The following is a 16,460-nucleotide window of genomic DNA, read 5'->3' on the forward strand; positions in this document are numbered from 1 at the left end:
GGAGTAATTCAACGTGAAAAAATCAACAATAATTTTAGTGGCGGCCGCATCACTTTCCACTCAGATGAGTGTGGCTGCGGTTTCTCCTGATGAAGCCAAGCAACTAACTACCACGCTCACGCCCGTCGGTGCGGAAAGGGCGGGTAATGCACAGGGAAGCATACCGAAGTGGACGGGAGGGCTTGATAAGTCTGCTGGCACGCCAAACCCTATAAATGGTGCACTTAGCGACCCATTTGAAGCTGAAAAACCGCTATTTGTCATCGACTCGCAGAACGTTGGCAACTACGCTGACAAGCTTTCACCGGGCCAGATGGCGATGTTCAAGCGTTATCCGGACACTTATCGGCTGCGTGTGTTTCCCACGCATCGTACTGCTGCGTTGCCAGATAAAATCTATGAAGTTGTAAGCCGGAACGCAGTGAATACTCGATTGGTCACTGGCGGGAACGGACTTGAAAACTTCGATACTGCGATCCCGTTCCCCATTCCTAAGAGTGGACTTGAGGTGGTTTGGAACCACATCACTCGTTATCGTGGAGGAAGTTATCGTCGCACCTATGTGCAGGCGACGCCATTGGCGGATGGAGTCTTCGTCCCAGTGTATTTTACTCAGCAGTTGACCTTTCGCGATCATATGAAAAACTTTGATCCGAATAACCCTGGAAACATACTGTTCTACTATAAACAACTGATTACAGCACCGGCGCGGTTAGCGGGTGATGTTGTGCTTGTTCACGAACCCTTGGATCAAGTTAAAGAGCCGCGTTCAGCGTGGATTTACAGCGCAGGCCAGCGACGGGTCAGACGCGCTCCCCAGATTGCTTATGACGGCCCATACCCCGCGTCCGAGGGACAGCGTACAGGTGATAATCTCGATATGTACAATGGCGCCCCCGATCGATATGACTGGACGTTAGTGGGCAAAAAAGAAGTCTACATTCCTTACAATAACTACATGCTTGAGTCGCCCACCTTGACTTACAGCGATATCGTCAAGCCAGGTCACATTAACAGCGATTTGCTTCGTTATGAGCTGCACCGTGTCTGGGTCGTAGAGGCTAACTTAAAGCCAGGTGAACGCCATATATTTTCAAAGCGCGTCATGTACATCGATGAAGATACCTGGCAAATCGTGCTGGCCGATCAGTACGACTCAAGAAATACGTTGTGGCGTGTAGCGGAAGGGTACATGACACAACGCTATGACCAGCAGATTCCATGGTTGGGTCAGGAGGCAATCTATGACCTGTCCAATGGAAGATACATCATTTCGGGTATGCGCAACGAAGAGAAAAAGCCTATTGAATTTAACTTTTTTTCCTCTGCTGCCGACTATACGCCCACGGCATTGCGCAACGACGGCGTGCGTTAAATCTGGAGGGGCAAGTCATGTTAGGTTACCAATAATTTGGCGACGTTTTCGACCGTCGCATAAATAATAACTTCCGTCATACAGTGTTCTTAAACCATTTTTACATGTAAAACACTTGATGCAGGCTTAAGTCGAGGAATGATTTGTCTATGGGCTTTTCTGCACCCTTCGGCATTTTTCAATGCCGAGAAATCGAAGGTTTAAGTGCATTTACGTAAGTCTGTTTTTATGGTTCGCCGCATACTTCATTCATTCAAGCAATATCGATACTATTTATTCTCACCCACCCAAAATAGATTGAAGGTTCTAATGGAAAAAAAATCAGGAAATCGGGTTCTTGCAGAGTCACTCAAAGCCTACGGAGTTGACCATTTTTTCAACGTGCCCATGATTATTCCGCCAGGAATAAAGGAAATGACCGCTATCGGTATAAAGTCTATCGTCACCCATTCGGAGAAGGCTGCGGTCTATATGGCCGATGGCTACGCGCGTGAATCCGGCCGTGTTGGCGTGTGCGGATCGCAAGCTATCGGCGCAACTAACCTCGCAGCCGGGTTGCTGGATGCGGTTATGGCAAAGTCTCCGATTCTTGCCATCTCGGGAGGTAGTACGCCTGATACTCGCGAGCGCAATTTTTATCAGGAGCACGACCAGCGCTCAATTTTTGCTGGTTTGACGAAGTTCAGCGCTAGAGTTGAAAAGGCGCAGCGGTTACCGGATCTGCTTCAGCAAGCTTTCCGTGTGGCCACCACTGGCTCGCCAGGGCCGGTGCACCTGGAACTGGATGGGTTCTGGGGAGGGGTACTGCTGGAAGAGTTCGAGAGTGTCATGCGGCCTGACCCGCGCTATGGTTCGTCCCCGGCAATGCGCCCAACCTCAGCCCCCGAAGACATTCGCACCACCGTAACAGCACTTCGGGAAGCTAAGCGCCCGATCATTATGGTCGGCTCTGGCATCCGTGCCTCGCGTGCGCAATCAGCGGTTCTGGACTTTGCGCATTTCTCAAGAATTCCCGTCGCAACGTCTCTTGATGCGAAGGCGGTCGTTCCCGAAAGTGATGGGCTTTGTGTCGGTGTCGTAGGGGACTATTCGCGCGACACCGCAAACATTGCAGTCTCCGAAGCCGACTTTGTGCTTTTCATTGGTTCGAGTACGGGCAGTATGGCCACCCGTTTGTGGACGGTTCCTACACCTGGCGTGAAGGCAGTGCAGATTGACATCGATCCGCGTGAGCTTGGTCGTAACTACCCTTTGTTAGTAGGGTTGCTGGGAGATCCGGTTGCCGTCTTAGAACAACTCAGCGCAGAGCTGGCTGGGCCTGTTGGTACTCCTCAGTGGCTTGAGCGAATTGCAGCGTTACGCAAGCAATGGGCTGGGATGGCTGCCGAATATGAAACTTCGGATATATCCCCCATCCGGCCAGAACGGCTTTGCAGGATGTTGTCCGACTTGCTTCCCGAAGGTGCGCTTGTGGCAGTTGACACTGGGCATTCTGCAGGCTGGGCCGCTCGTAATATCTACTTGGATCGCCCTGGTCAATCACTTATCCGCGCTGCCGGTTCGCTTGGCTGGTCGTTCCCAGCGTCGCTGGGTGCGAAATGCGCTAACCCTGATCGGCCGGTTGTTTGTTTCACGGGCGATGGCGCGTTCTTCTACCACATGGCTGAAATGGAGACAGCCGTTCGTTACGGCATCAATACCGTGACGGTTGTAAACAATAATCACGGCTTCAACCAAGAACGTGTTCTATGGGACGACAGTGCCGCACTGGAAAAGAATTGGAAGTTCGGTCCTACGGATTTCGCCTCTATCGCCGAGGCATTTGGCGTGAAGGCCTACCGGGTCGAAAAGACTTCTGATTTTGAAGCTGCTTTCAAGGATGCGCTGTCATGTGGTCGTCCCGCATTGATAGACGTATATACCGACCCGACCGCTCTTGTTCCTATTCCCTGGACTCAAAATCGTTAATAGATAGATGCCTTGTTGCATTTTCGGTCGGTAGGTTAAAAAGCCAGCCACACACACACATCAGCAAATGTGCACGGAAATCAACAGTACTTATATGCAATATGCCCTGATTGCCCCGGGGACCATTTTGGCCATTAGATAATCCCGAAGGAAAAAATATGAACAACGAGAACCCTTCCCAGACCGCAGCAGATGTGTCACATGACGAGTTCACTGTCCGCCGCGTTGTGACTGGACACGATAAGAATGGCAAGTCTGTTGTTTTGGCAGACGGGGCCCCTCCCAATGTATTCTCGACGCCCGCACTGCCAGGTTACATTTCAATCGACACGTTCCGGACCTTCGAATCGCCTGCCGTCATTGCAGGACAGCCCGCTGAAACAACCGATGGGCCTCGACGTCAATTGCCGACGCCTAACGGCACGGTGATTCGCATCAGTCATGTGCCGCCTACCAACGAGGTTTTTAAGAAGCTGGATTCTGCCACCTCCAATAATGCGTTCCAGGCGCTGGGTAATGCAGGAGGCCACACGGGAAACGCGCAGTCCAAAAATGCTCTAATGCATCGCACGGAAACGATCGACTATGTTGTCGTACTTTCAGGTGAGCTTACGTTGGTGCTGGATGATTCAGAAGTTGTCTTGCGCACTGGCGACGTATTAGTGCAGTGCGGAACAAATCATGCTTGGGAAAACCGATCAAATGTCCCGGCGACTGTGGTGTTCGTTCTTTTGTCTGGAGTCTATGACCCAGAACTTACTCAGCTCCTGTCTAGCGTGCCTTGAATCAGATGATACTCAGGAGGGGCATACCCTCTGGTTGGAGTGCTATTGAGTACGTAGCGTATGAGGTATGAGTCGAATAACGCTAGCCAGTAACTCAGCTCAATCGAGCCGGCTGTTGCTCAGGTTAATTTCTTAGGGGCAGAAGAAACTTCTGCTCAGGTCACGGGAGGCCCTAATGGTTAGCCATTACCTGAAACACTATACGATGTGCGAAGTTGCATCTTTCGATCCAAATACATTTTTGGAGAACATCGCTGTCCGCGTCGATGGATCAATGCTGGTAACTGTGGTATTTCACCGGGCGCTCTGGTTGGTTCCAGCGGTTGGCAGCCCGCAAGCTGGTAAACCGCAATTACTTCACACTTTTGATTGCCCCGCGATGGGGATTGTAGAAATGGAGCGCGACGTCTTTTATGTATGCTCCTCCGCCCCAGGTAAAGGGATGTTGTATCGAGTTGATCTGCGTGCGTGGTCGTCTGGCGATACTTTGCAACCTGAGCTTGTGGCTACATTCCCGGCGCCAATCGGTATGTTGAATGGCAGCTGTAAGGCCAGTGAGGGTGTGATATTAATTGCCGATTGCTTTGCCGGTCTGATCTGGCGGGTGAACGTTAACCCAGATGGCAGAGTATCAGCCCCCAGCGTCTGGCTTGCACACCCAACCATGGAGCATCAACCATTAGGCCCGTTTCCTCAGCAACCCGGAGTAAACGGCGTGAAGTTTGCTGCGACCACCGGTTGGTTGTACTACACCTCGACGGCACAAGGACTCTTTATGCGCGTGGCTGTCGATCCGAACACCTTCAACGCTATCGGTGTCCCCGAGCAAGTTGCCTGCGGAATGATGGGCGATGATTTTTGCCTAGATGAAGCGGCAGGTTTCGCCTACGTGACTACCCATCGGGAAAACACGATTGACCTGATATCGCTGACGCCGGGGGAAAACGATGGAAATCGACGTAGCATCGTCGGGAATCCGTACGACGAGCGTATGACCGGTCCCTCTGCGATCGCATGGGGGCGAGGTTCGGAGGAGACGGGCGTAGTCGCTTATATAACAACAGACGGTGGTGTCATGTCGCTTAAGCCGGGTAACGTCCTCAAGCCTGCCAAAGTGTTGCGTGTTGAATTTTCTGAATTGGAATCAGAGTAGACCCGGATGGGGGGCAGCCACCGGCGTTGAGTGGGTGGCTGCCCGGCCAAACGCTATAAATAGTATGGAACGTGCAGATTACATCAGGTGGGGCGTCAAACGCGGTCAAGGTTAAAACTCTCAGTGTTCAGATTCCAAATATAATAAGAGGAACTTCACATGTCATTCGATTCCGGCAATCATTCAGGCAGTGCCCTGTCTGAAGCAAACGCGACGCTTGATGATAGTGTGCAGAAGGCAAGTGTGGGGGTATACCCATGGTTTGTCATCGGCGTTTTAATCTTTGCCTTGACGTTATCGTTTATTGATCGTCAGATTCTCAGCTTGCTGGTCGGACCGATAAAAAGCGAACTGCAGATCAACGACACCCAAATGAGCATGCTGCAGGGATTTGCGTTTGCAATATTTTATGTGTTGCTGGCTATCCCGGTTGGACGGGCAGCAGACCACTATAATCGTAGGAATATCATTGCCATAGGCATTGGGGTCTGGAGTTTTTTCACTGCATTGTGCGGTTTCGCGAAAAATTTTGGGATCATGTTTTTGGCTCGAGTCGGTGTGGGGGCAGGGGAGAGCTCACTCATGCCAGCTAGTTACTCCTTGATTGCTGACTACTTTCCTAAAGAGCGCGTTTCCACGGCTATCAGTATTTTTCAAACCGGGGTATCACTGGGGGTCGGCCTTGCCATGTTGTTTGGCGGGATGGTGGTTAACTACACAGAGAGTTTCAAAGAGGTCACGTTACCCTTAGTGGGCACTGTGTCTTCATGGCGGTTGACTTTTGTCATTGTGTCCATCCCCGGAATTCTAGCAATCATAGCCTTGATGTTTGTTAAAGAGCCTAAAAGGAAAAGTCTCGAGGCACATCACAAGACGCACTTCACGATTGCCGAAGTGTTAGCGTATATGTTCCAAAGAAAAAGACTCATCCTGTCCCATTTTTTGGGTTTTTCATTACTGGCCACTGTCAGCTCAGGGTTGATGGCCTGGAGTCCTACCTATTTTGTTCGTAGCTTTGGATGGTCTGCCGGGGACGCAGGCGTTTATCTGGGGCTGGTGGCGCTTTTTATCGGAACCACGGCAATTATTGCCGGCGGTGCCTTGGTCGATAAACTATTCAAGGCGGGCTATCGGGATGCCCCCCTGCGGATCGGTATCTTTACCGCAATCGGAATGGCCATTTTTGGTTCGGCTCTGGCGTTCTGCAACAGTGCAGGCATTGCGCAGATTGTCATGTTACCGCTGATGTTTTGCTCTTTCAGTTTTCTCGGTGTTGCTCCGGCCGCTCTGCAACTGGTCCTGCCGAATAATCTCAGGGCCCAGGTGTCGGCAATTTACATGCTGACTGCCAATTTGGTAGGCCTTGGTCTAGGGCCAACGGTCATAGCGATAGTAACCGACTATGGATACCGTAATGAGGCGATGTTGAAATACTCTCTAGCGACCACTATTCCAATTGTTGCGCTACTGGCAGCTATTGTTTTGCTCAGTGGATTCAAGGCGTATCGGGCGGAGCATCTTGTCCAGAATCCGTAATGGTTGACGATTTGAGTTGTCGACTGCCGTGATAGACCGTCCCATTGTGCTGTGCAACTGGTCTTTTAGCTGTATCGGAGTTAGCCTGTTTTTTGCTGATACCAGAGGGTGTGTCCGGCCGCCTTGTCAGCGCCAAGGCGGACCGCCTTTTAATTCAATCGCCGCGCAATACGCCATGCGCGTGGGCTGAGTCCATTAATTTTCTTGAACATTGTTGCAAAGTGGTTGGGCTGTTCGAAGCCGCATTGCATCCCGACTTCGATCACTGGCAAATCGGTATTTTCGAGCAAGTTTCTCGCCCGGTCTATCCGTAAATCCAAGAGGTAGCCATGAGGTGGTTTCCCCACAACGGCCCGGAAAGTCCGCGCAAACTGCGACGGACTCAGCCCTGACAAATCGGCGAGGCTCGATAAGGGGAGGGGTTCGTCCATGTGCGTTTGCATATGGTTAATCACGCACTGGAGTCTTCCTTTGCTCAACGCAGGCTGAACAACTTCTTTCTCCGGCGACTGGCTGGAGTGGTTTTGCAGTAGATGAATGATTAGCGCCTTGGTCAAAGCATCCAGCATCAATTCGGTACCGGTCTCCGAATCATATGCCGCCGCCAATAAAAGTCTTCCGAGCCTTTCGACAACTTCGTCAGCCACTGCCAGGCGGGGCATGAGCGCCGCATGGCTGTCCAAGAGACCGCTTTCCCTCGCTGTTTGTCTTACCAGATGTTGAGGCAGATGGACCAGCAGCACTTCGGAGCTGCCTTTAAACCGGCGCGTCGTTTCAGTGCCTGCCGGAATCAGACTCATTTGCCCGCTTCCCGCCCACCTACGCGCTCCAGCGCCGTTCGCTTGGTCCTCTTCTACCAACACATGACCAGAAAGCACCACGATCAGCAGGTGATCTCGCAAAGGCGACACCGTGACGCGCTCTGGCGCCGGTGAGTTTCGGAAGAGCTGAACCGTTGCACGTCCATGGCCTGCGCCACCTACGCAAAGCAGCGGAGCACTGGGTAGCAGATGAGTCAATGTAGAGGGGGTCGTCTCGCTTTGGGGTGACATATTCCACCGCCTGATATTAATGAGTGACGTGATGGGCATGCACGAAAGCCTGCGATGTCCCATGCGTCTTTAGAAGACCGTTAACAACGGTTCAAATTGTAGTCCTTCGCTCGCGGTGTTTTCTATATTTTTCAATGCTGGGAAATCGAAGGTCGCAGTGTGTTCTCGAAAGTTTACCCGTGTCGCCACGTTGAATAATCGGCAGATGCGGGCGTGATTGCCCACCAATGCTTGCCAGTGGCAAAAGACATGAGGTATCGGAAATGGCGACCCATCCAGAAGCAGTAAAGAAACTCATTGCGGCGGCCCATAAACTAAGGGAGTCACACTTCGGCACGTTCGGAAGATTCAAGGAGCACCGGCATGAAGAAATGTCCGGCGATGAAAAGAAGGCTTACGATCTTGTCAAAGGCACGCGAAGCATGGTTCCCGGCCCTTACAAGATTTGGGTGAGAAATCTGAAGTTGACAGAAGTCATGGTGCATATGGGCAGCCATTACCAAGCCCAACATACCTTGTCAAAAGCAGAGATCGAAATCGCGGTTCTTCTCACCGCAGGGCGGTGGATGGCTTCCTATGCCAGCTATGAGCACGAATGGATGGCCGAGGTCGTAGGTGGTTTACCGGCTGAAAAAGTGCAGGCCCTGGTTGCCGGGTTACCCACCTCATTTGAGGATGCGCGCCAGCAGGTCATCTATGACATGTCCTCCGCTCTGCTGGCGCCTCGCATCATTCCGGTAGGGTTATACCAAAGAGCGGTTGATGCGCTGGGGCATGATGGCCTCACCGATCTCATTGCCTTCATCGGGTACTTCACGACGGTGTCTCTGACGTTGCGGGCTTACGATGTTCCCGCTAACGCAGTGGGTTTGGATGACCAGTAATCCATCGTTTTCTTACTGATCCTTGGCCCAAAACACACGGCCATATCCAGAGTCAGCCGCAGTTTCGTATCCACACTTCAGAGCTGGAACCGAGGCTGCCAACAGTTATTCCAGACGCGCACAAGCCGGAAGGTGTTGACCCGTAAACCTATTGCGGGACAGTGCCGTCTTGTTAACAAAAACAGGAGTAAACACATGAAAACTATAGGGCACCTGATCAACGGCGAGATCGTCACCGATGCCGAGCGATTTCAGGACATTTTCAACCCGTCCACCGGAGAAGCGGATAAACAGGTCGGCCTCGCTTCCAGGCAAACCGTCGAGTCGGCTATCGCTGCTGCCGAAGCGGCTTTCCCGCAGTGGCGCAATACTCCGCCGATTAAGCGTGCCCGGATTATGTTTCGCTTCAAAGAGCTGTTGGAGCGAAACGCCGATCGTATTGTGCAAATGATCGGTGAGGAACACGGCAAGATAAGCCACGACGCGTTGGGTGAGCTGCAACGCGGCATTGAAAATGTGGAGTATGCCTGCGGCATAGCTGAACTGCTAAAAGGCGAGCACAGCAAAAACGTAGGGCCCAACATCGACTCGTGGAGTGAGTTTCACCCCCTCGGTGTCGTCGCAGGCATTACCCCGTTCAACTTTCCGGTAATGGTACCGCTGTGGATGTTCCCGATGGCTATCGCCTGCGGTAACTGCTTTATCTTGAAACCATCTGAGCGCGATCCTGGCTCGACGCTATTCATCGCCCAATTGCTTCATGAGGCCGGACTGCCTAAGGGCGTCATGAATGTGGTCAACGGCGACAAAGTGGCGGTGGACACCCTACTTAATGATGCGCGTGTTCAGGCCGTCAGTTTTGTGGGTTCCACCGCTGTGGCCGAATATATCTACACAACAGCCAATGCCAATGGCAAACGCTGTCAGGCCCTGGGTGGCGCGAAAAACCACGCCATAGTGATGCCTGACGCGGATATCGATAACGCTGTCAATCAGTTGCTGGGTGCGGCTTTTGGTTCCTCCGGCGAACGCTGTATGGCGCTGTCGGTAGCTATTGCGGTCGGGGAGGGCGTCGGCGATGCTTTAGTCGAGAAAATGCGGGTCGCCATGCAAAAGCTGAAGGTGGGAGCCTACAGTGATAGCAGCAATGACTTCGGTCCATTGATCACCAGGCAGCATCAGGAAAAAGTCATTGGCTATATCAACAGCGCAGAGGCTCAGGGTGCCAGCGTTGTTGTCGATGGCCGCAATCCAAAGGTGGCTGGCTACGAAAGCGGTTTTTTCGTCGGCGGTACGCTGATCGACGGCGTCACGCCTGCGATGCTCAGCTACAGAGAAGAAATTTTTGGCCCTGTCCTGCAAATCGTGCGGGTGAGCAGCATGCGCGAAGCAATGGACCTGATCGATGCTCACGAGTACGGCAATGGCACCTGCATTTTCACCCGAGACGGTGAGGCGGCTCGATACTTCTCTGACAACATCAAGGTGGGTATGGTCGGCATTAATGTGCCACTTCCCGTGCCAGTGGCCTATCACAGCTTCGGCGGCTGGAAGCGTTCGTTGTTCGGCGATCTGCATGCCTATGGTCCGGACGCCGTGCGCTTTTACACCAGACGCAAGACGGTCACCCAGCGTTGGCCCTCCATCCGCGTGCGCGAAGGCGTGGAGTTCGCGATGCCAACGATGAAGTGAGGACAGTTGGCTGACGGTGAGTCGTTGCGTAGGAGTGGGAACTAATGCGCAGCGACAGCGGATAATGGGCTGCGCTGCACAGGTCTCTGCTAAATCTTCTGATTGGAGGCCGGATGCAATTTTTCATCAAACTGGTTGAGTGATACGAATCTAAGGGGTTTTAGTGTGTCCAGGGAGCATAAGTGCTGTCTGTATTGCGCTAGCAGTTGGGTACGTGCCTCCTGGGGTATATAGGGTACGTGATAAGCCACGAACGGGGGCAGAACAGTCATTCCTGTGTAAGCCAGTGTGCCGCGTAAGAGGGGGCGGAGCATTTCATTGAGGTCTCCATGTACACCCTCTGCGTCGAACATGTGAGGTTGGCCGCCAAGGGTGATGCTAAGCATGGCCTTCTTGCCTACCAGACCGCCATGGTCGTAAAAGCGTTTGCCGCCGTAACAGACACCTGAAATCAGTACTCGATCTATCCAGCCTTTCATGATTGCTGGCATCGAGAACCAATAGATGGGGAAGTTGAAAACCACCAGGTCCGCTTTCAGTAATTTGTCCAGTTCGCCCTGAATATCGGGGGCTAGAGAGCTATGTGCGTGGTTGTGTCGTTGCTCCAGGGCATAGGTCAGGTACTCGGGATTGGCGCGACTGCCAAAATCAGCGGCACTGGCGACTGGATTCCATTTCATTGCATAGAGGTCAGAAGTTTCGACTGAGTGCCCTTGAGCGCGTAACTCATCGATTGCGAGATCTTTCATGGCCGCGTTGAACGACTGAGGTTCGTTATGTGCATGGATAATGAGGACGTGCATCCAATGATTTCCCCCGTGATCGAAGTGGTTAAGTCAATGAGTCGGCCGTGTCGTTAAACGCTCGTACGTGCAGGTACACAGTTCCTGTCCTGGTCAATACCCTGATGCGTTTCGGCTATTTCGCAATCGTGATAAATCGCCTCGACGAAATAACGGCGTCAGTGTGAATCGCAATGTAGCGAGAACTTTAGAGAACCGTAGCGAATGCCGTAATAGGCAAAAACGACGAAAACTATGCGAATGCCGCCATACCCAACTTTTAAGGTGCCGCCATGCCTGCCGTTGCAATTTTAGGATTTGACGACTCCTACGCTTCCGTTATTGGAGGATTTGCTGACATGCTTCAGGTCGCAAATGCGCACATATCCAGGCAAGGGGACGCGTCAGCCGGGTTGTTTGAATGGCATTTCTTATCCCATAACGGGCTGCCTGTGCGGGCGAGCAATGGACTTGAGTTGGCCATGCAGCCCCTTCCGAAAAACCGGTATTTCGATCTGATCTTTATCCCGGCTCTGCGTTATCGGGGTTGGCTGCATTTTCAGAAGTTTCTGGAGCGTCAGGCAGTCCTGCGTGCCTGGCTGGTTCAGCAATGGCAACATGGTGCATGGCTTTGCGCGAATTGCACGGGCACCTTTCTGCTTGCTGATACAGGTTTGCTCGACAATAAAGTAGCGACGACCACTTGGTGGCTGGAAGGGCATTTTCGTGAGCGCTTCTCGCTGGTCGATCTACAAATGCGTCCGGTGGTGACCGAGGTTGATCGTTTGGTGTGTGGCGGTGCGCATGCCGCATTTTTGTTGCAAGCCGTTCACATGCTCGAAAAATTTGCGGGAAGGCCTATTGCAATGCAGTGTGCTCGCAGCATGTTGATTGATTTGACCCAAACGATACAGATGCCGCGGCAACTCCTGATCGCCGACCAGGCACACAGTGACGCTTTGATTCACCGTGCTCAGAAGTGGTTGCAGGATCATTTTGCGGAGAAGGTGCGCATGGCTTACCTGGCACGGAGGTTGGCAGTCAGCGAGCGCACCTTGACACGTCGCTTCAATAGGGTGCTTAAGCAGTCACCGCTAACCTACCTTCAGAACTTGCGCATTGACACGGCGAGGGCATTACTGGAAGCCGGTGATCTGAGCACCGAGCGAATCGCTCACTATGTGGGTTATAGCGATATTAGTTCGTTTTCACGCCTGTTTCGCGAGCGCGTTGGATTTGCTCCGGGGGCCTACCGAGCCCAATTTCAGTTGTCGAAGTCGAACTAAAGTGTCGTCCGTTTCGACCTGACAGCCTCTGCGGACGTCTGGACGGCACAGCAACATCGGCCTGCGTGCATATATCGTGGTCGAGCCTCGGGCTACCCTTGTGCCACGCTCGACTGATGCGTATGCTTTTCGAGCAATTCAATTTACCTACCGCCAGTTTTGTAGAAAACCGTGGAACTACCCAAGGCTCCGATGGCCAGTCTTCGCCGACCTCTCTCTTCTGAACGAAATAGCCGCCCTCCCCGAGTAGAGCGCGGCTCACGCTCCGATGGTACGACTACACGCATCCATATCCTTGAGACTGCGGGCGAGCTGTTTGCCGATGGGGGTTATAGTCGCACCACGGTCAAGGAAATCTGTGTTCGCGCTAACACGAATGCTGCTGCCGTTAACTACCACTTCGGCGGACGGGACGGGCTTTACGAGGCTGTGTTGATAGAGGCACACAGCCGTATGGTCAGTCTGGAGGAGTTGCATAGCATACTGGGTGACGGCACACCGCCAGATGCACAGTTTGAGAGATTATTGCGTACATTGCTCGGTCCCTATCCGGAATCCCGGAAAGGTTGGGCTATGCGGGTTCTAATCAAAGAAGTCATGGCTCCGACCGAACACATCCCGGTGTTGTTACGTGAGGCCATCCTGCCGAAAATGCAAATACTGTTCTCTATCGTGGCACGTGTACTTGGATTGCCTGTAAACCATCCGGGCGTTCAGCGCGGGGTCCTTTTCGCAGTGGTCCCCTGCATGGTGCTCATTGTTTCGCCACCGCCTATTCGCGACATTGTGTTTCCTGACATCAATGCGGATCTTACCGGCACGATCAATGAACTCACCAGCTATGCGCTTGCCGGTTTGAAAGCGCTCCGATTGCTGCACTCACCAGAGTCAATATCCCTCTGACCCCGACAGCGACCAAATAGGCGTGACTGTATTCACTCTGCTCGAGTCTGTAAGTCCGGCCTGTTGGGGGCAGGCGAAGAAGGGGTTCTTGCGTTGACCTGTCGTTTGAACATTGATGTTCCCTGGCATTGTTGAGCCGTAAGCGTCCGAGCTACACCGCCTTACAACTCAAACCTTAATCCGTTTCAACCACTGGTTCACGCGCTCGCACTCAAATGCCGCAGGATCAAAAACATCGCCATGCCATTCAACCATGGCGTCATGCTCTGGATGATTGGGGTTGCCCATCGCCTCCAGAAACTCCTCGTAACCAGGCCCGCCACCCACGTCTTCCGGTGGGCAAGCATTGGCGCCGTCGATGCAATACGGCACCTGAGGACAGGCAATAGCGGGTAGCGTTTTTTCGACCTTGATACTGTGATGCCAACTGTCACCAAAGTCGTAGAGATAATTAAATGTCCGCTTTCCGTTCAGCGCCTTGATCAGCGTTTTACGGGCTTCCGGGTTTACCGTCGGCCCCCAGCCATCAGGGTCGGGCATGCCGTAATTCTCACCGGCAATTTCAAACTCATGCAGATGGCTATCACTCCAGCCCATCACGACCTGGATGACATGGTGCAATTTTCCCAAGGTGATGTTTTCAGGCACCGCGAACCGACGCCAAATCTTCGGAGTGATCCACTTCAGCTCGATGTGCAGCAGCAACAGGTCGGGCGCGGGTTTGGGTAAACGGACAGTTTTAACCATGAATCAGGCGGCCTCACAGTGTTCAGTGTGGTTCAAGGATATGTTCCAGGGCAGCAACTCGCTCACCCGATTGATCGGGTGCTCGGCAATGTGTTCAAGCACGGAGGTCAGATAGGCCTGTGGGTTTAACCCGTTTAGCTTGGCAGTACCCACCAGGCTGTAAATCGCTGCGGCTCGTTCTCCGCCGGCATCGGAACCGGCAAACAGGTAGTTTTTGCGGCCCAGCGCGACGGCGCGTAGCGCCCGTTCGGCAGCGTTGTTGTCGATTTCGATTCGGCCGTCATCGCAGTAGCGCATTAAGGCCTGCCACCGGTTGAGGGCATAGAGGATTGCACCGCCCAATGCCGACTTTTTCGACAATTGAGTCAGCGTCTGATTGAGCCATGCGTGCAGGTGTTCCAGCAGCGGACTGGCCCGGCTTTGCCGAATCGCTTTGCGTTGGTCGGGCGGTTGCCCTCGAATTTCGCTCTCGATGGCATACAGGGCCGCAATCCGTTGCAGCGCCTCGGCGGCAAGGGGTGAAGCCTGGTCTTTGTAGACATCGTAAAACTTGCGTCGGGCATGAGCCCAGCAGGCGGCTTCCTCAATAGTGCCTGTCGCATACAGTTGAGCAAAACCGGCGTAGCCGTCAGCCTGCAAGATCCCGCTGAAACTCTTGAGATGAGCGCGCGGATGTTGCCCCTTGCGATCCGGCGAGTAGGCAAACCAGACCGCCGCCGGTGTCGAGTCACCCGCAGGTCGGTCGTCGCGCACGTATGTCCACAGGCGAGCCGTTTTGGTCTTGCCGTTGCCCGGCGCGAGTACGCCAATCGGCGTGTCGTCGGCATGGACTTTGTGACCGCTCATGACGTGGTGCTCAAGCGCGTTGACCAGTGGCCTGAGCAATTGGCTGCTCTGGCCCACCCAGTCGGCCAGGGTTGAGCGCTCCAGTTCCACGCCCTCACGGGCGTAGATTTCGGACTGCCGATACAGTGGCAAATGGTCAACAAACTTGGAGACCAGCACGTGGGCCAGTAGCCCAGGGCCTGCAAGGCCTCGGGCTATCGGGCGACTCGGTGCCGGCACCTGAGCGATGTGCTCGCAGCAGCGGCAAACCAGCTTCGAGCGAACATGGCGGATCACTTTGAAACGTGCCGGAACGTACTCCAGGACTTCGGACACATCCTCACCCAAATGGCGAAGCTTCCCACCGCAGCCGGTGCATTGCGACTCAGGCTGATGGACGTAAGTTTCGCGAGGCAGGTGTTCAGGTAACGGCTTGCGCCGAGAGACAGGGCGAGGTGGCGGTTCGGTTGGCGGCGTCAGTTCAGTCTGGCTGACTTGCAACTCTTCAAGACTCAGTTGGAGCTGATCGATCATCGCGTCCAGTTGTTCGGAGCTGCGACCGAACTGCATACGACGCAGCTTGGCGATCATCATTTTCAACCGTTCAATCTCTGCCCGTTGGGCAGAGACCAGAGCCTTCAAGGCTTGAAGATCGTTAGGCAAGGAGTCGATCGCAAGAGTCATGACCGAATGTTACTTGGGATTTTTTCAGCGTGGCAAGTCAGACCGCGAGGACGGGTGCTGTACGAATTGGCCTGCGCCAATCAATGCCTTCCAACAGCATCGACAACTGCGCGGTCGTCAGCGACACGCTGCCGCTGGTTGCTTGCGGCCAGACAAAGCGTCCCTGTTCAAGTCGCTTGCAGAACAGGCACAAACCGTCGCCATCCCACCACAACAACTTGATCCGGTCACCGCGCCGTCCGCGAAAGGCGAAGATCTGACCGGAGAACGGGTCGGCTTCCAGCTGTGTCTGCACCAGTGCCGCTAAACCATCGAAGCCACGACGCATGTCGGTGACGCCTGCGGCGATCCAGATACGGGTTCCAGCGGGCGGGGCAATCATCGCAATAACTGCTGCAAGACGAATTGCAGCGTCTGCGGATCGGGTGCGCCCGTGATACGCAGCTTGGCTTTTCCGACCTCAACTGCGATCTCGGAATGACACTCCGCCTGTGGCTGGACGACCTGTGGCAGATCGATTGGCGCCTCGATCATCTGAACGGGCAAGAGCGTTACACCCTGGCTAACCGGGCCGAATAACCCCTCCTGGTACTGTTGCCGCCAGCGAAATACCAGGTTGGCATTGACGTCATGTTCGCGAGCGATCAACGACACGGAGGCGCCGGGCTGGAAGGTGGCTTCGACGACTCGGCGTTTAAAGTCGAGCGGGAAGTTGGGGCGGCGACCGGTTCGACGGGCTGGGGCAACTGTATCCAAGATAGTGTCCACTAAAAATGGTGTCCACTATC

The 16,460-nt window shown here is 53.6% G+C and carries 14 protein-coding genes and 1 pseudogene; 9 read left to right on the plus strand and 6 right to left on the minus strand.

Translation table 11 applies throughout. The features are described from left to right. The first annotated feature begins 13 nt into the window (after window positions 1–13). The 5 genes from AACY42_RS20940 (at window position 14) to AACY42_RS20960 (ending at window position 6,817) form a co-directional block, all read left to right on the plus strand. Window positions 14–1,375: a DUF1329 domain-containing protein gene (locus tag AACY42_RS20940; protein WP_445261754.1), complete on the plus strand. Its 1,362-nt coding sequence runs from the start codon at window positions 14–16 to the stop codon at window positions 1,373–1,375. 204 nt (window positions 1,376–1,579) lie between these two features. Next, window positions 1,580–3,343 (plus strand): thiamine pyrophosphate-binding protein, encoded by a 1,764-nt coding sequence (locus AACY42_RS20945; protein WP_137211873.1) that lies wholly within the window; start codon window positions 1,580–1,582, stop codon window positions 3,341–3,343. Between the two features lie 158 nt (window positions 3,344–3,501). After that, window positions 3,502–4,128: a cupin domain-containing protein gene (locus AACY42_RS20950; RefSeq protein ID WP_137211874.1), complete on the plus strand. Its 627-nt coding sequence runs from the start codon at window positions 3,502–3,504 to the stop codon at window positions 4,126–4,128. A gap of 175 nt (window positions 4,129–4,303) precedes the next feature. Then, window positions 4,304–5,281 carry a hypothetical protein gene (locus AACY42_RS20955; protein ID WP_137211875.1) on the plus strand — a complete coding sequence of 326 codons (978 nt, stop codon included), beginning with the start codon at window positions 4,304–4,306 and terminating at the stop codon, window positions 5,279–5,281. A 159-nt stretch (window positions 5,282–5,440) separates the two neighbouring features. Then, entirely contained in the window at window positions 5,441–6,817 is a 1,377-nt protein-coding gene (locus AACY42_RS20960; RefSeq protein ID WP_137211876.1) for a spinster family MFS transporter, read from the plus strand. 149 nt (window positions 6,818–6,966) lie between these two features. On the opposite strand, the gene AACY42_RS20965 is transcribed toward AACY42_RS20960, so the two are convergent. Further along, window positions 6,967–7,932 (minus strand): helix-turn-helix domain-containing protein, encoded by a 966-nt coding sequence (locus tag AACY42_RS20965; protein ID WP_339482031.1) that lies wholly within the window; start codon window positions 7,930–7,932, stop codon window positions 6,967–6,969. 200 nt (window positions 7,933–8,132) lie between these two features. Here AACY42_RS20965 and AACY42_RS20970 point away from each other — a divergent pair, with 200 nt between their 5' ends. Together AACY42_RS20970 and AACY42_RS20975 are read left to right on the plus strand one after the other, a co-directional pair. Further along, the gene (locus AACY42_RS20970; RefSeq protein WP_137211878.1) at window positions 8,133–8,753 is read left to right on the plus strand and encodes a carboxymuconolactone decarboxylase; all 621 of its coding nucleotides are present in this window, start codon (window positions 8,133–8,135) and stop codon (window positions 8,751–8,753) included. A gap of 195 nt (window positions 8,754–8,948) precedes the next feature. Further along, window positions 8,949–10,445: a CoA-acylating methylmalonate-semialdehyde dehydrogenase gene (locus AACY42_RS20975; RefSeq protein ID WP_137211879.1), complete on the plus strand. Its 1,497-nt coding sequence runs from the start codon at window positions 8,949–8,951 to the stop codon at window positions 10,443–10,445. A gap of 89 nt (window positions 10,446–10,534) precedes the next feature. Here AACY42_RS20975 and AACY42_RS20980 read toward each other — a convergent pair whose 3' ends face one another. Further along, window positions 10,535–11,248: an NAD(P)H-dependent oxidoreductase gene (locus AACY42_RS20980; RefSeq protein ID WP_137211880.1), complete on the minus strand. Its 714-nt coding sequence runs from the start codon at window positions 11,246–11,248 to the stop codon at window positions 10,535–10,537. A 272-nt stretch (window positions 11,249–11,520) separates the two neighbouring features. Here AACY42_RS20980 and AACY42_RS20985 point away from each other — a divergent pair, with 272 nt between their 5' ends. Both AACY42_RS20985 and AACY42_RS20990 read left to right on the plus strand, forming a co-directional pair. Next, window positions 11,521–12,513 carry a GlxA family transcriptional regulator gene (locus tag AACY42_RS20985; protein ID WP_137211881.1) on the plus strand — a complete coding sequence of 331 codons (993 nt, stop codon included), beginning with the start codon at window positions 11,521–11,523 and terminating at the stop codon, window positions 12,511–12,513. Window positions 12,514–12,684: 171 nt separating this feature from the next. Next, window positions 12,685–13,416 (plus strand): TetR/AcrR family transcriptional regulator, encoded by a 732-nt coding sequence (locus AACY42_RS20990; RefSeq protein WP_339482033.1) that lies wholly within the window; start codon window positions 12,685–12,687, stop codon window positions 13,414–13,416. A 168-nt stretch (window positions 13,417–13,584) separates the two neighbouring features. Here the strand turns inward: AACY42_RS20990 and AACY42_RS20995 are convergent, their stop codons facing one another. The 4 genes and pseudogenes from AACY42_RS20995 to AACY42_RS28755 form a co-directional block, all read right to left on the minus strand. After that, complete coding sequence (locus AACY42_RS20995; protein WP_137211883.1) at window positions 13,585–14,163, minus strand: plasmid pRiA4b ORF-3 family protein; 579 nt, start codon at window positions 14,161–14,163, stop codon at window positions 13,585–13,587. Window positions 14,164–14,166: 3 nt separating this feature from the next. Further along, window positions 14,167–15,672: an IS66 family transposase gene (gene tnpC / locus AACY42_RS21000; RefSeq protein ID WP_339482034.1), complete on the minus strand. Its 1,506-nt coding sequence runs from the start codon at window positions 15,670–15,672 to the stop codon at window positions 14,167–14,169. A 37-nt stretch (window positions 15,673–15,709) separates the two neighbouring features. Then, window positions 15,710–16,054 carry an IS66 family insertion sequence element accessory protein TnpB gene (gene tnpB, locus AACY42_RS21005; protein ID WP_029571618.1) on the minus strand — a complete coding sequence of 115 codons (345 nt, stop codon included), beginning with the start codon at window positions 16,052–16,054 and terminating at the stop codon, window positions 15,710–15,712. Continuing rightward, window positions 16,051–16,347 (minus strand): annotated as a pseudogene (locus AACY42_RS28755) (transposase); the annotation flags it as partial. The gene tnpB and the pseudogene AACY42_RS28755, both read right to left, overlap by 4 nt. Window positions 16,348–16,460 lie beyond the last annotated feature (113 nt).

This window comes from Pseudomonas sp. RL_5y_Pfl2_73 (genome assembly GCF_963970515.1).
Lineage (GTDB): Bacteria > Pseudomonadota > Gammaproteobacteria > Pseudomonadales > Pseudomonadaceae > Aquipseudomonas.

What these genes read in the sequence shown, in the direction of transcription:
- AACY42_RS20950 (WP_137211874.1), top strand. Translation starts at nt 3,502, where the DNA reads ATGAACAACGAGAACCCTTCCCAGACCGCAGCAGATGTGTCACATGAC.
- AACY42_RS20955 (WP_137211875.1), top strand. Translation starts at nt 4,304, where the DNA reads ATGGTTAGCCATTACCTGAAACACTATACGATGTGCGAAGTTGCATCT.
- AACY42_RS20960 (WP_137211876.1), top strand. Translation starts at nt 5,441, where the DNA reads ATGTCATTCGATTCCGGCAATCATTCAGGCAGTGCCCTGTCTGAAGCA.
- AACY42_RS20965 (WP_339482031.1), bottom strand. Translation starts at nt 7,932, where the DNA reads ATGGGACATCGCAGGCTTTCGTGCATGCCCATCACGTCACTCATTAAT.
- AACY42_RS20970 (WP_137211878.1), top strand. Translation starts at nt 8,133, where the DNA reads ATGGCGACCCATCCAGAAGCAGTAAAGAAACTCATTGCGGCGGCCCAT.
- AACY42_RS20975 (WP_137211879.1), top strand. Translation starts at nt 8,949, where the DNA reads ATGAAAACTATAGGGCACCTGATCAACGGCGAGATCGTCACCGATGCC.
- AACY42_RS20980 (WP_137211880.1), bottom strand. Translation starts at nt 11,248, where the DNA reads ATGCACGTCCTCATTATCCATGCACATAACGAACCTCAGTCGTTCAAC.
- AACY42_RS20985 (WP_137211881.1), top strand. Translation starts at nt 11,521, where the DNA reads ATGCCTGCCGTTGCAATTTTAGGATTTGACGACTCCTACGCTTCCGTT.
- AACY42_RS20995 (WP_137211883.1), bottom strand. Translation starts at nt 14,163, where the DNA reads ATGGTTAAAACTGTCCGTTTACCCAAACCCGCGCCCGACCTGTTGCTG.
- tnpC (WP_339482034.1), bottom strand. Translation starts at nt 15,672, where the DNA reads ATGACTCTTGCGATCGACTCCTTGCCTAACGATCTTCAAGCCTTGAAG.
- tnpB (WP_029571618.1), bottom strand. Translation starts at nt 16,054, where the DNA reads ATGATTGCCCCGCCCGCTGGAACCCGTATCTGGATCGCCGCAGGCGTC.